The sequence below is a fragment of the Streptomyces sp. NPDC052101 genome, assembly GCF_040680235.1.
GTDB lineage: Bacteria > Actinomycetota > Actinomycetes > Streptomycetales > Streptomycetaceae > Streptomyces.
The window spans coordinates 428,340-440,643 of record NZ_JBFAWH010000003.1; the positions used below are offsets into that span (position 1 = coordinate 428,340).

14 protein-coding genes and 1 tRNA gene are annotated in these 12,304 nt (G+C 68.8%); 7 read left to right on the forward strand and 8 right to left on the reverse strand.

Annotation, left to right across the window (positions count from 1 at the left end):
- Nucleotides 1-53 precede the first annotated feature (53 nt).
- Nucleotides 54-127 (forward strand) — tRNA-Ala (locus AB0L75_RS09280).
- Nucleotides 128-199: 72 nt separating this feature from the next.
- On the opposite strand, the gene AB0L75_RS09285 is transcribed toward AB0L75_RS09280, so the two are convergent.
- From AB0L75_RS09285 to AB0L75_RS09305, 5 genes are read right to left on the reverse strand one after another with little or no spacing between them, the layout of a single operon-like run.
- A complete protein-coding gene (locus AB0L75_RS09285; RefSeq protein WP_365177560.1) occupies nt 200-1,423 on the reverse strand; it encodes a site-specific integrase in 1,224 nt (407 codons plus the stop codon).
- Nucleotides 1,420-1,626, reverse strand: a complete 207-nt coding sequence (locus AB0L75_RS09290) for an excisionase family DNA-binding protein (RefSeq protein WP_365177563.1) — start codon at nt 1,624-1,626, stop codon at nt 1,420-1,422. The genes AB0L75_RS09285 and AB0L75_RS09290 overlap by 4 nt, the downstream gene beginning before the upstream one ends.
- The gene (gene repSA / locus AB0L75_RS09295; RefSeq protein WP_365177566.1) at nt 1,623-3,044 is read right to left on the reverse strand and encodes a replication initiator protein RepSA; all 1,422 of its coding nucleotides are present in this window, start codon (nt 3,042-3,044) and stop codon (nt 1,623-1,625) included. The genes AB0L75_RS09290 and repSA overlap by 4 nt, the downstream gene beginning before the upstream one ends.
- The gene (locus AB0L75_RS09300; protein WP_365177568.1) at nt 3,041-3,244 is read right to left on the reverse strand and encodes a hypothetical protein; all 204 of its coding nucleotides are present in this window, start codon (nt 3,242-3,244) and stop codon (nt 3,041-3,043) included. The genes repSA and AB0L75_RS09300 overlap by 4 nt, the downstream gene beginning before the upstream one ends.
- Before the next feature lie 2 nt (nt 3,245-3,246).
- Nucleotides 3,247-3,504, reverse strand: coding sequence for a hypothetical protein (locus AB0L75_RS09305; RefSeq protein ID WP_365177570.1), 258 nt, complete (start codon nt 3,502-3,504; stop codon nt 3,247-3,249).
- A gap of 181 nt (nt 3,505-3,685) precedes the next feature.
- Between AB0L75_RS09305 and AB0L75_RS09310 the strand changes: the two genes are divergently transcribed.
- Complete coding sequence (locus AB0L75_RS09310) at nt 3,686-4,045, forward strand: winged helix-turn-helix domain-containing protein (protein WP_365177573.1); 360 nt, start codon at nt 3,686-3,688, stop codon at nt 4,043-4,045.
- Between the two features lie 125 nt (nt 4,046-4,170).
- Here AB0L75_RS09310 and AB0L75_RS09315 read toward each other — a convergent pair whose 3' ends face one another.
- Together AB0L75_RS09315 and AB0L75_RS09320 are read right to left on the reverse strand one after the other, a co-directional pair.
- Nucleotides 4,171-5,388 carry a helix-turn-helix transcriptional regulator gene (locus tag AB0L75_RS09315; protein WP_365177576.1) on the reverse strand — a complete coding sequence of 406 codons (1,218 nt, stop codon included), beginning with the start codon at nt 5,386-5,388 and terminating at the stop codon, nt 4,171-4,173.
- 803 nt (nt 5,389-6,191) lie between these two features.
- Nucleotides 6,192-6,668, reverse strand: a complete 477-nt coding sequence (locus tag AB0L75_RS09320; RefSeq protein ID WP_365177579.1) for a GNAT family N-acetyltransferase — start codon at nt 6,666-6,668, stop codon at nt 6,192-6,194.
- 83 nt (nt 6,669-6,751) lie between these two features.
- Here AB0L75_RS09320 and AB0L75_RS09325 point away from each other — a divergent pair, with 83 nt between their 5' ends.
- A complete protein-coding gene (locus tag AB0L75_RS09325) occupies nt 6,752-7,555 on the forward strand; it encodes an exodeoxyribonuclease III (RefSeq protein WP_365177582.1) in 804 nt (267 codons plus the stop codon).
- A 59-nt stretch (nt 7,556-7,614) separates the two neighbouring features.
- Here the strand turns inward: AB0L75_RS09325 and AB0L75_RS09330 are convergent, their stop codons facing one another.
- The gene (locus AB0L75_RS09330; RefSeq protein ID WP_365178064.1) at nt 7,615-8,250 is read right to left on the reverse strand and encodes a MerR family transcriptional regulator; all 636 of its coding nucleotides are present in this window, start codon (nt 8,248-8,250) and stop codon (nt 7,615-7,617) included.
- A gap of 242 nt (nt 8,251-8,492) precedes the next feature.
- On the opposite strand from AB0L75_RS09330, the gene AB0L75_RS09335 reads away from it, so the two are divergent.
- The 4 genes from AB0L75_RS09335 (at nt 8,493) to AB0L75_RS09350 (ending at nt 12,297) form a co-directional block, all read left to right on the forward strand.
- Entirely contained in the window at nt 8,493-10,103 is a 1,611-nt protein-coding gene (locus tag AB0L75_RS09335; protein WP_365177584.1) for an NAD(P)/FAD-dependent oxidoreductase, read from the forward strand.
- A complete protein-coding gene (locus tag AB0L75_RS09340) occupies nt 10,100-11,041 on the forward strand; it encodes an alpha/beta hydrolase (RefSeq protein ID WP_365177587.1) in 942 nt (313 codons plus the stop codon). Before AB0L75_RS09335 ends, AB0L75_RS09340 begins: the two co-directional genes overlap by 4 nt.
- Complete coding sequence (locus AB0L75_RS09345; RefSeq protein WP_365177589.1) at nt 11,038-11,922, forward strand: SDR family oxidoreductase; 885 nt, start codon at nt 11,038-11,040, stop codon at nt 11,920-11,922. The genes AB0L75_RS09340 and AB0L75_RS09345 overlap by 4 nt, the downstream gene beginning before the upstream one ends.
- A gap of 117 nt (nt 11,923-12,039) precedes the next feature.
- Complete coding sequence (locus tag AB0L75_RS09350) at nt 12,040-12,297, forward strand: hypothetical protein (protein WP_365177592.1); 258 nt, start codon at nt 12,040-12,042, stop codon at nt 12,295-12,297.
- Nucleotides 12,298-12,304 lie beyond the last annotated feature (7 nt).

The following is a 12,304-nucleotide window of genomic DNA, read 5'->3' on the forward strand; positions in this document are numbered from 1 at the left end:
GGAGCGGATTTCCGAGCACCGCGATCGGGATGCTAAAGTTTCACTCGTTGCAAGGGCCTGTGGCGCAGTCCGGTAGCGCACCTCGTTCGCATCGAGGGGGCCAGGGGTTCAAATCCCCTCAGGTCCACGCAGCTCAAAGCCCCTGTTGGTGATCACCAGCAGGGGCTTTGGCATGCCGTACAGCAGCGAAGTACAGCAACTACTTTGGATCTTGCTTCCCAAGGTGCTTGCCGAGCTTGCGCAGTGCCCGACGGGTCGACTCCGACGGGACGTGCGTGTACACCTCCATCGTCACTGCGATCTTGCTGTGGCGAAGGATCTGCATTGCGACCCTGGGGTGTACGTCGAGGGCGGCGAGCAGCGAGCCGCACGTGTGCCGGGTGTCGTGCAGACGGATACGGCGGACGGCCGCCCGGTCCGACCGAGCGACGAACAGCCGGTTGAAGTTGCGGGGTTCGTACGGCGTGCCGTAGCGCGTAGTGAACACGAAGTCCGATTCCGTCCACAGCTCACCAGCGGCTTGCTTCGCCAACTCCTGCTCCTTCAGACGGAGTTGAAGCGCCGTGGCACAGATCTGCGGCAGCGGGAGCGTGGCCGTCGACGCCTCGGTCTTGGTCTCGTCATGGACCAAGCGCCGGTTGATCCGCTGTAGCTGCATCTGCACTGTGACCTCTCCCGCGTCCAGGTTCACGTTCTCCCAGGTCAGGCCCAGCACCTCACCGCGCCGGAAGCCCAAGACCAGGATGAGCACGTAGGCCGCGTACAGCGGGTCACGCGCCGCGCTGGCCGCTTCGAGGAACTGCCGAGCCTCTTCCACGGACCACGGGTGCCGCTTCTTCTTCCGCGCCGACCGAACCTTGACCAGGCCTGCCACGTTCTTCGAGATCAGCTCTTCCGTCATGGCGTTGGTCAGGGCCGACCGCAGGACCGCGCGAGCATCCTGCACCGTGCGCCGTGACGGGATGCGCTCACAGCATTCGCCAGCGGCGCAGCAACGCGGCTCATCCCGCTTCGCATCGAGACCCTGGGCGCAGCACTGGCACTGTTCCAGGAGGGTGTTCACCCAGTTCCGCACGTCTCGAACGGTGAGCTTGTCGAGCCGCTTCGAGCCCAGCCCCGGCGCGATGTAGAGCCGGACATGCATCGCGTACGTCTCGGCCGTCTTGGGCTTCAGGTCCGGCTCTACGACCTCCCGAAGCCACCGCGCGAGGTACTGAGCCATGGTCGGCGTGGACGTCGCTACCGGCCCCTCCTTGGCCTCAGCGTGGAGTTTGATCCACTTGTCGTGGACCTCATCGCGGGTCTTGCCGTACACGTACTTGCGCTTGCGCTTGCCCTCCGGAGTGTCGACCCACACGTATGCGGCGAAGCCGTTCTTGTACGCGTAGATCGAACCCTCGCCGTTCCCGCGCTTGCCGCTCATGCCGACACCGCCCCGGCATCAGAAGTGACGCGCTCGACGTACTCATCAACCCACTCCGGCAGGATGCGACGGTTGCGGCCGATCTTCACCGAGCGGATCTCTCCGGTGAGCACCAGCATCTTGGTCTTGGAGAGGCCGAAGCCGAGCATGGCCGCGACCTCCGCCGTGCTGTGCCACTTCGGTTGGATCACGGTCATAGTCATGCTGCGAGTTCCTCCCATTCGAGTTGGTCTTGCAGTGCTTCGCGTGCTGTCTCTCGGTTCAGTCGGATGTCCTTCGCGATCGTGGCGGCGAGCCAGGACTCGCCGGGGGTGTGGCCTTGTCCGGCGTAGGTCCAGTGGGCGAGCACGAGCGTGGAGCCCTCCGTGTCGTCGAGATCTTCGGAGAGCCCGCGTTCGCGGCGTTCCTGCCGGGCCCGGTAGTCGGCGCGGACCTGGCGCAGCGCGCCGAGGGTGGTGGAGTACTGGCGGGACTTGGTGGAGAAGTGGCCGCGGAAGCCGAGCATGTGAGCCCAGCGCGCCAGCATCCGTTCCGGGTAGGCGTCATCCAGGTCCCAGCATGCTTCGATCAGGCGCCGGGTGTGGCCGGGCAACGGAAGCTTGTCGAGTTCGGAGAGCTCCCCGATGCGGTGATCCACGGTGCCGGTGGTCTCGGCCGCCTTGGTGGCGTACTTGGCCACGTAGGAGGCGACGGCCTGTTCCGTCAGTTCCTCGTGCCCGAGGGCGCCGATGGGCTGAACGTCGACCTGGGAGCCCCACCGCAGGGTCCGGGCCGGGTGGTCGTCGGACGCTGGCACAGGTACCGAGACTCGGCCGGCGGCAGCCCTGATCGAGTCGTCCAGGAGGGCGACCGTGGCCCATGCCGGCGGAGCCGTGTCCGGGCCGTCCGGACCATCGAGGCGGACCACGGCGTGGAAGTGGACGGACCCGCGCTTCTGGAACTCGGCGACCTTGCCGAAGGAGACCCGGCACACCTCTTTCAGCTCTGCCTGTGTCAGGCCCGCAAGGGCGGCGAGTTCCCGGCGCAGGTAGATGGTGAAGCGTCGCCACAGATCCCCGGCGTAGTTGTTCCACAGCACCGCACCGGCGTAGTCGTAGCGCTCCGGGTGCAGGGCCGTGCCCAGGGCCGAGTCATCCTCGGTGTGGCGGGTGCCGCAACGGCAGCGGCCGGTGTCGGGCCGGTTGTGGACCGGGCCGAAGGAGGGGGCGGTGAGGGTGGCGAAGACGCGGGGGTGATCCCGCACGGTGGCGGGGACGTCCTTGTGTTCGTCGCCGGTGATCCCGGCCCGGATGAGGTGGTAGGTGTCTCCGGCGTAGGTCCAGGCGCAGGCGGGGCAGCGGGAGGCACGGCGGTTGCCGCAGGCGACCCGGAGCATGCCACCCGGTTCGTTCGCGGTGCTGTACGAGTAGAGGACGTCACCAGTCGCGCGGTCGCGGGTGACGGTCTCGCCCCGCAGGCGGATCGGGTGGGAACAGCCGCCGGTACGGCGTACCTGGTCCTGCCACCGGTCGAAGCCCGGCGAGTTCGCCACCCGAAGCAGGTCGGCCAGGGTGATCGGGTCGGTGCCCAGAGAGGCCGCAGCACCAGCCACGGCCTCAGGGGCGACGGGGAAGACCGTCACACGTCCTCCCTCGGGTAGCCGTGCCCCGCGGGCGGGTAGGCGCCGCGCAGGCGGGCGGTGTCCTCGGCGAACAGGGCGTCATCCACCGTCCGGTAGAAGGCGTCACGCGGGCTGTTCTCGTGCCGGATCAGGTAGGCGCCGATCCTGTCGCTCAGGCGCCTGTCGAGGGCCCAGGGGGTACGGGCGTCGCGGTAGCTCATGCTCAGACCTCCACCACGCCGGTACCGACGCAGATCGGGCACCAGATGTCGAAGCCGGTGGTGTCGTAGCCGGAGCCGCCGCAGTCGGCGCACTCGCCCCACGAGCGGTTCGCGTACTCGTTCGCACACTCGGTCGGAGCGGAGCAACGCCGTTCGGCGCAGATCGGGCAGGCCCGACCCCCGCGCACCAGGCGAACCGGTGCTGCGGCCGGACCGAACACGGACGGAGCGGCGGGCGTGATCACAGCAGAACGGGGCATGATGGAAGCTCCCTCAGGGGACGAGGGGGCGGCGGTTCTTCTTGGCGGATGAGCGCCGCCCCCGGCTTAGACAGGCGATCGACCTATCTAACTTCTCTTGTGTTACCTAGATTAGTTGGCGCGGGGCCGTGCGCAAGACCTGGGGGCAGATTTCTTTAGGTCACTTAGGTAACCTGGATGCGTGACCGTGAGCCAGGACGACCCTCGCACCGCGTACGGGCAGGTAGCCGACGATCTCCGCAGGAGGATCGCTTCGGGAGCGCTTCAGCCTGGGCAGAAGCTCGACGGAAACGCCAAGATGGCGGAGCACTACGGCGTTGCCGCAATGACCATCCGCCATGCGCTGGACATTCTTCGGGGCGAACGACTGATCGTCAGCCAGCAAGGGCGCGGAACGTTCGTGGCTAGCGACCCTGTCACCTCGGACTCAGTCGAGGCTGACGGCTCCATGGCCGACGAGCTGAGCGAGATCAAAGCCGCCCTGGAGCTAATCAACTCGCGGCTTGATCGGCTTGAACATCAGGTTCGCGAGCGTCCTTGATCGAGGAGGACAGCCGGTCAATCCGCTGGGTGGCTTCGGCGAGCTTCCTCCTGATGTCGTGCAGCTCCACTAATAACCGTGCCCTGTCCGCGACCTTCACGACTGCCTCCCCCTTTCAGTAGCGATCAGCCCAGCTTCATGCTCGTGGCGAGACGCCTGATCTCCGCCGAGTGCGGATGCCGGTCCGAGGACCTGAGGTCATCAACGAGGTTGCGAGCAATCGGCCTGTTCCGCACGTGCTGAGGGGCGATCGCGTCGGCCTTCAGGATCGCGTCAGCCGCAAGGGCAGGTTTGCCGTTCATCATCTGCCCAGCGGCGGTGCAGACCCAGAAGTGAGACTGCCGCTCACCCGATGCGATGCGCTCGATGCTGACCAGCTCAGCGCGCGAGAGCACGTCACGCGGATGCCCCAGCTCCAAGCTCACTTCCACGGAGTGGATCTCCGTGTTAACGGCATTGAACTGCGTCTGGAAGACGTTCCCGTCCTCGACTACGCCAGCGGCTACCTGCCGGGCCTCAGCCAAGTGTGACTCTGCCTCCGGGCGGTCCCAGAGTCGAGACCACGCGACCGCCGCGCGAAGATGCATGGCGCCCCACAGGGAGCGCACCGTCGGATCAGCCGTGGACATATGCGGTTCGAGGTCATCGAGGGCTTTCCGAGCCATGTCGCGCGCCGCGCCGAGTTCGCCCTCATGCAGCCAGACACCACACAGATCCCAACGCGCGGCGGCGCGAAGGATCGGCGAGTCTGCCCGCTCAGCGGCCACAAGTTCACGCTGCACGGCGCTCCACCCAAGATCATGATGCCCGAGCAGGTTGGAGGAAACCCGCGCCATGTGGCTTGCCCTGAGCATGAGCGCTTCGGCCCGAGCCACGTCCTCACCGTCGGTCCCGTCACAGAGGACAACCAGATCACGGAGAATCTGCGGAAGGACGTCTCCCAGCGCCGTGAACTTGGCGTCTTGCCTCAGCCGCTCCGCAGCCTCCACGCGGGCCGTGAGATCACGGAGCGTGGGGGTGTGGGTGGGGATGATCAGGGCCGCGCCGCCGGGCATCGTCGCTTGTTGGAGAGCGAGGCGGAGGCCGGGGATGGAAGCGTGTCCGGAGTCGAGTTCCGCAGTCTCGTGCCGGTAGGGCTGTCCAGTGAGTTCTATGACCTCCACGCCGAGGACTTCGGCAAGCTGACCGAGAACGCTCATACGGTCAAGAGGCAGGCGCCCGGTTTCGATCTTGGACACCCAGCTCACGGAGCGCTCGACAGCAGCGGCCAGTTGCGCTTGATCCCAGCCGAGGCGGCGCCGGGCCCTTGCTACGCGCTGCCCCGTGGTCAGTTCCCTCATCATGGGTTCCCTTCGACACTACGAAGGTACCCACCCCGATTCGTGGCGCTGTCAGTAAAAGTGACAGTGGACGCTCGAACGGCCTCCAGGCGGGCCGGAGTTACGGATTTCTCTACCTCATCAAGCCCCGGCTGCGCTCCGCTCCGCCGGGCGCGCTCCCGGCTCCGCCGCGGGCGACGCTCCTGCCTCCGGCCCGCTCCGCCCGCGCTGCGCCGACGCGCGCCCACTGATGGATAGGGCCGGTGGCCATGAGTCGAGCACCGTACGACCCGTGGGCAGGCCGGTCGGCTCCGAGACTTTAGGCAGCCACCATGGGGCGAGCCTCGAAGATCATGGCCCCAACGTCGTGCTTTACCGGGCAGGTCCACAGACTGCCCGACTCGCCATCAGCTTACGGGGCCATGATCACTCGCCCCATGGCAGCTCCAGCCCAAAGTCTCGGAGCCGACCTCTCGCCGTCGTCGGCCTCCGGCCAGCGGAGGCGAAAGGGGGAGGGAGATGGGAGGGACGGGGAGGAGTGGGGGGAGTGAAGGGGTGCGGTACAGCAGAGAAGTACAGCAACCGTGGCGACCACAGGTGACCAAGCTCGACCGCTAGCAGCCTCGCGACCAGGCCGGATGACCTCAGCGACCTTCCCGCCCGTAGTTCGCATCGAGGGGGCCAGGGGTTCAAATCCCCTCAGGTCCACGCAGCATGGAGCCCCTGTCGGCAGTAGCCGACAGGGGCTCCATCGTTATGTGCGCGACCGTGGCTCGCGTACAGGCCCGCCGGGTTCAAGCGGGCCTGGTGTGATCCGAGTTACACCCTCAGAGCGCCTTCGCGAAGCAGCGACTCTCCTCGTAGTGGCGGTAGTAGCCGAACTTGGTGCACGGTTCGTAGCCGCTGGAGGTGTACAGGGCGATGGCCTCCGGCTGCTTGGTGCCCGTCTCCAGGACCATGCGGAGGCGGCCGGCGGCGCGGGCGTCCTCCTCCAGGGCGGTGAGCATGCGGCGCGCGAGACCCCGGCCCCGCATGTCCGAGATCACATACATGCGCTTGAGTTCGGCGTCGCCGTTCTCGTTGCCCTCGTCATTGCGGTTCTGGCTGCGCCAGCCGCCGGTCGCGACGGGGCGGTCGTGCTCGTCGTACGCGATCAGATACACGCCCCGGGGCGGGGCGAAGTCGGCGGCGTCGAGGGTCGTGGCGTCGCCGCCGTCGCCGTAGCGCAGGTGGTACTCGGCCTGGACCTCGTCGTTGAGCTTGACTGCGTCGGGGTGATCGAAACGAACGCGACGTATATTCATGCTGGGCATCGTACTTCTATGCAGACGGTGATCGTCGGGATTGTGCGGGCGGACCTCGACCAGTGTGCCGGTATCGTGCCCTGGTGCTGACTGTGACCTCGGTGAACGTGAACGGGCTGCGAGCCGCCGCCAAGAAGGGCTTCGTGGAGTGGCTCGCGCAGACTTCCGCGGACGTCGTCTGCCTGCAGGAGGTGCGCGCGGAACCGCATCAGCTGCCCGAACAGGTGCGACAGCCCGACGGCTGGCACGTCGTGCATGCCCCGGCGGCCGCCAAGGGGCGCGCGGGCGTCTCCCTCTACACGCGGCGCGAGCCCGACCGTGTCCGGGTCGGTTTCGGCTCGGCCGAGTTCGACGGCAGCGGGCGCTACGTCGAGGCCGACCTGCCCGGCGTCACTGTCGCCTCCCTCTACCTGCCCTCCGGTGAGGTCGGTACCGAGCGGCAGGACGAGAAGATCCGCTTCATGGGAGAGTTCCTCGCTCATCTCGAGGCGCTGCGCAAGCGGGCCGCGGCCGACGGCCGCGAGGTGGTCGTCTGCGGCGACTGGAACATCGCCCACCAGCAGGCCGACCTCAAGAACTGGCGCGGCAACACCAAGAACTCCGGCTTCCTGCCCGAGGAGCGGGAGTGGCTCGGCCGGGTGTTCTCCGCCGAGGAGGGCGGCTACGTCGACGTCGTGCGGACCCTGCATCCCGAGGTGGAGGGGCCGTACACCTGGTGGTCGTACCGCGGGCGGGCCTTCGACAACGACTCCGGCTGGCGCATCGACTACCACGTCGCCACGCCCGGTCTCGCCGGCAAGGCCGTCAAGGGCTCTGTCGAGCGCGCGGCCACGCACGCCGAGCGCTGGTCCGACCATGCGCCGGTGACGGTCGTCTACGACCTGTAGGCGCGCGACCCGGGGCGCGCAAGCTAGGGGTGCGCCTCGTGTGGTGCGCCGGGGCGCGATCAGGTGTCCTTGGCGCCCGTCTCTTTGCTGAGGCGGCGGTCCAGGGCCAGGGAGAGTTCCGCCTCCACCACGCTGCGGGCGAGGGGGCGCAGGCGGTGGAGGTCCTCCTCGGGGGCGTGGCGCAGGATCAGGGCGGCGAAGAGTTCGGCCAGGGCGTCGGCGTGTTCGCGGACGCGGGTGGCCGCCGTGAGGACCTCGCCGAGCGGGATGCCCTCGCGGACCAGCGCGGAGGAGACGTCCAGCAGACGGCGGCTGATGTGGACGATCTCGTCGCCGTCGGTGCCGAGGTAGCCCAGTTCCATGGCGGCGGCGAGGTTCTCGGGGGTGACCTCGCCCTCGAAGCGGGCGGCGAGTTCCTCGGGCGTGAGGCGGACCGGTTCCTCCTCGGTGGGGGTGCCGACACCGAGCAGGTCGGCGACGTTCCGGCCCTGGTCGAGGGCCTCGGCGAGTTCCGCGATGCCGTTCAGCGTGTGGCCGCGCTCGAGCAGGGCGGCGATGGTGCGCAGGCGGGCCAGGTGGTGGTCGTCGTACCAGGCGATACGGCCCTCGCGGCGGGGTGGCGGGATCAGCTTGCGCTCGCGGTAGAAGCGCAGTGTGCGCACGGTGATGCCGGCCAGTCGCGCCAGCTCCTCCATGCGGTACTCGCGCGGTCCGGTGTCGTGCGCGCCGTGGTGCGCGCCGTGCGCGCCGTCCCCTTCTTCGCGCCGGCCGCCCTGATCCGCCTTGCGTGCCCCGTCGTCTCCCACGCCCGCAGCCTATGTTGTACCGCCGGTAACTTTCCCTTCCCGCCCCCTACCGCTCGGTACGGAGCTGCTCTACAGTCCCATTGCGCCAGTGTTCACTGGCAGAGTCCAAGGTGATGCGTGGAGGCTTCGGGATGGCCGAGCACGAACATGTACGGGTGGCGGTGATCGGGTCCGGGTTCGGTGGTCTGGGGGCGGCCGTGCGGCTGCGCCGCGAAGGGGTCACCGACTTCGTCGTCCTGGAGCGGGCGGACACCGTCGGTGGCACCTGGCGGGACAACAGTTACCCCGGGTGCGCCTGTGACGTGCCCTCCCACCTCTACTCCTTCTCTTTCGCGCCCAACCCCGACTGGCCGCGTACCTTCTCCGGGCAGCGGCACATCCGCGCCTACCTGGAGCACGTCACCGACCTCTTCGGACTGCGTCGGCACATCCGCTTCGACTCCGAGGTCAAGCTGATGACCTGGGACGCCGAGAACCTGCGGTGGAACATCGAGACCACGCGCGGGTCGCTCTCCGCCGACGTGGTCGTCTCCGCGACCGGGCCGCTGTCCGACCCGAAGATCCCCGAGATCCCGGGCCTGGAGTCCTTCCCCGGCAAGGTGTTCCACTCCGCCCGCTGGGACCACGACTACGACCTGCGCGGCAAGCGTGTCGCCATGGTCGGCACCGGCGCGTCCGCCATCCAGATCGTGCCCGCGATCCAGCGCGAGGTCGGCCGCCTCACCCTCTTCCAGCGCACCCCGCCGTGGGTGATGCCCCGGGTCGACCGTGCGATCAGCGGCGCCGAGCGCTGGCTGCACCGGTCCATGCCCTTCACCACCCAGCTGAGGCGCGGCCTGCTGTGGGGCATCCGGGAGCTTCAGGTGCAGGCGTTCACCAAGCACCCCGACGAACTCGGGCTCGTCGAGCAGCTCGCCAAGCGCAACATGGCCCGCGCCATCAAGGACCCGGCCCTGCGCGCCAGGCTCACCCCCGACTACCGCATCGGCTGCAAGCGGATCCTGCTGTCCAGCGAGTACTACCCGGCGCTGGCCAAGCCGAATGTGGACGTCGTCGCCAGTGGGCTCAGTGAGATCCGCGGGTCGACCGTCGTCGCGGCCGACGGCACCGAGACCGAGGTCGACGCGATCATCTTCGGTACGGGCTTCCATGTCACGGACATGCCGATCGCGGAGCGGGTGGTCGGGGCGCAGGGGATCACGCTCGCGGAGTCCTGGAAGAACGGTATGCAGGCACTGCGCGGCGCGGCGGCCGCCGGGTTCCCGAACTGGATGACCATCATCGGGCCCAACACCGGCCTCGGGAACTCCTCCATGATCCTCATGATCGAGTCCCAGCTGAACTACATGGCCGACTATCTGCGGCAACTGGACGTCCTCGGGGGCCGTACGGCTCTCGACGCCCGGCCCGCGGCCGTCGAGGACTGGAACCACAAGGTCCATGAGCGCATGAAGCGCACCGTGTGGAACACCGGCGGCTGCACCAGCTGGTACCTGGACGCGAGCGGCCGCAACACCACCATCTGGCCCGGTACGACTTCCGAGTTCCGGCGCGCGACCCGACGGGTGGATCTGGGGGAGTACGAGGTCATCCGCAAGCCCGGCGTGAAGGGCACGGGTGCGGGAGCGGGCGCGAAGAAGACGAGTGAGCCCGCGCGTACTGCCAAGCGACCCGCGCGCGCCACCGACGAGCACGCGCCCGCGCACGCCAGCAGCGCTCAGCAGAGCGAGGGCGCCGCGTGAGCCGTATCGCCCCCGTGGCCTTTGGACCGTACGCCCCGCCCACCCCCGCCCACGTACTCACCGTGGTCTCCGCCGACGGCGCGCAGCTGCACGTCGAGGTGCACGGGCCCGAGAGCGCGCCCCCCGTCGTCCTCTCCCACGGCTGGACCTGCTCGACCGCCTTCTGGGCCGCGCAGATACGGGAACTCGCCACCGATCACCGCGTGATCGCGTACGACCAGAGGGGGCACGGGCGCAGTCCCGCCGGCTCCGCGTGCACCACCCGCGCGCTGGCGGACGACCTGGAAGCGGTGCTCGCGCAGACGCTCGCGCACGGAGAGAAGGCAGTGATCGTCGGCCACTCCATGGGCGGTATGACGGTCATGGCCGCGGCCAGGCGGCCCCGCTTCCGGGAACACGCCGCCGCCGTCCTGCTCTGCAGCACCGGCAGCGCGCGGCTGGTCGCGGAGGCGCGCGTGGTGCCGTTGCGCGCTGGGCGTGTGCGCACCTGGATCACCGGGCGCATTCTCGGTTCGCGCGCCCCGCTCGGACCGGTCACGCCGGTCGCGAAGAGCATCCTCAAGTACGCCACCATGGGCACCGGTTCCGCCCCGCACATGGTGGAGGCCTGCGCGCGGATCGTGCACGCCTGCCCGCGTACCGCGCGCCACGCCTGGGCCCGCGTGCTCGAAGCGCTCGATCTCGACCACGGCGTACGGGAGTTGCACGCGCCCACCGCAGTGATACACGGCGCGTCCGACCGGCTCACACCCCCCGTGCACGCCCGCGCGCTGGTCGCCACGCTGCCGCAGTGCATCGGCCTCACCGAGCTGACCGGCGTCGGTCACATGACCCCGATCGAGGCCCCCGACCTGGTGACCGGCAGGATCCGGGACCTCGTCACCACCTACGTCACCCGCAAGAAGGCCACAGGCGTGCAGATCAAGGAGGGCGCATGAGCAGGGTCAGCCTCGAAGGGCAGGTCGCGGTCGTCACCGGAGCGGCGCGCGGTGTCGGTGAGCTGCTGGCGCGCAAGCTCTCCGCGCGCGGCGCGAAGGTCGCGCTGGTCGGGCTGGAGGAGGAGGCGCTCAAGGAGGTCTCCTCGCGCCTGCACAGCGAGAGCGCCCACTGGTACGCCGATGTCACCGACCACGAGACGATGAGCCGGGTCGCGCAGGAGGTGAAGGCGCGGTTCGGGAAGGTCGACATCGTGGTGGCCAACGCCGGTGTGGCGACGGGCGGCCCGTTCGCCGACTCCGATCCGCAGGCCTGGCGGCGCGTGATCGAGGTGAACCTGATCGGTTCGGCGGTGACCGCGCGGGCGTTCCTGCCGGTGTTGACGGAGAGCCGGGGCTATCTGCTCCAGATCGCCTCGCTCGCCGCGATCACCCCGGCGCCGATGATGACGGCGTACTGCGCGTCCAAGTCGGGCGTGGAGGCGTACGCACACAGTCTGCGCGCCGAGGTCGGCTACCAGGGCGTGCGCGTCGGCGTCGCGTACCTGTCCTGGACCGACACCGACATGGTGCGCGGCGCCGACCAGGACGACGTCATGCGTGAGCTGCGGCAGCGGCTGCCGTGGCCGTCCAACAAGACGTATCCGCTGGGGCCGGCGGTGGACCGGCTGGTCGCCGGGATCGAGCGGCGCTCGTCCCATGTGTACGGGCAGTGGTGGTTGCGCGGTATGCAGGGCGTGCGCGGTTATCTGCCGGCGCTCATCGCAACGGTCGGGCAGCGCGAGATGAAGCGGTTCGCGCCCCGTCTGCAGGGGATGCGCTCGGGGCTCGTGGGTGCGGGCGGGGAGGCCGACGAGGCGGCGCGGGCCACGCGGCGTAACTGATCCACATGCGGCCCGTGGTCGCCCGTGTGAATCTGGTCGAGGCCCCACCGATGGGCCCCGCCGAGGGGCCTCGTGAAGGGGCATCCCCACCCTCACTCACCACAGGAGTGAACCCACATGGGTACGAAGGACCAGTCCAAGGGCCAGGCCAACGAGTGGCAGAACAAGGGCAAGGACAAGCTGAACGAGGGGCGTGAGCGGGCCGGCCAGCGCGGTCAGCAGCCGCAGCGCGGCGGTCAGCAGCAGCGTGGCCAGCAGCAGCGGGGACAGCAGGGCCAGCAGCCGGCGTCCGAGCGTGGGCGGCAGAACATGCGCGACATCGAGGACACGGAGCAGGAGATGGAAGACCGCTTCGACCGGGACTACGACGCGTAGTCGCTGC

Excerpts from the sequence above, each read along its gene's own strand:
- AB0L75_RS09285 (WP_365177560.1), bottom strand. The coding sequence starts at position 1,423 with ATGAGCGGCAAGCGCGGGAACGGCGAGGGTTCGATCTACGCGTACAAG.
- AB0L75_RS09290 (WP_365177563.1), bottom strand. The coding sequence starts at position 1,626 with ATGACTATGACCGTGATCCAACCGAAGTGGCACAGCACGGCGGAGGTC.
- AB0L75_RS09300 (WP_365177568.1), bottom strand. The coding sequence starts at position 3,244 with ATGAGCTACCGCGACGCCCGTACCCCCTGGGCCCTCGACAGGCGCCTG.
- AB0L75_RS09305 (WP_365177570.1), bottom strand. The coding sequence starts at position 3,504 with ATGCCCCGTTCTGCTGTGATCACGCCCGCCGCTCCGTCCGTGTTCGGT.
- AB0L75_RS09315 (WP_365177576.1), bottom strand. The coding sequence starts at position 5,388 with ATGATGAGGGAACTGACCACGGGGCAGCGCGTAGCAAGGGCCCGGCGC.
- AB0L75_RS09320 (WP_365177579.1), bottom strand. The coding sequence starts at position 6,668 with ATGAATATACGTCGCGTTCGTTTCGATCACCCCGACGCAGTCAAGCTC.
- AB0L75_RS09330 (WP_365178064.1), bottom strand. The coding sequence starts at position 8,250 with ATGGAGGAGCTGGCGCGACTGGCCGGCATCACCGTGCGCACACTGCGC.
- AB0L75_RS09335 (WP_365177584.1), top strand. The coding sequence starts at position 8,493 with ATGGCCGAGCACGAACATGTACGGGTGGCGGTGATCGGGTCCGGGTTC.
- AB0L75_RS09345 (WP_365177589.1), top strand. The coding sequence starts at position 11,038 with ATGAGCAGGGTCAGCCTCGAAGGGCAGGTCGCGGTCGTCACCGGAGCG.
- AB0L75_RS09350 (WP_365177592.1), top strand. The coding sequence starts at position 12,040 with ATGGGTACGAAGGACCAGTCCAAGGGCCAGGCCAACGAGTGGCAGAAC.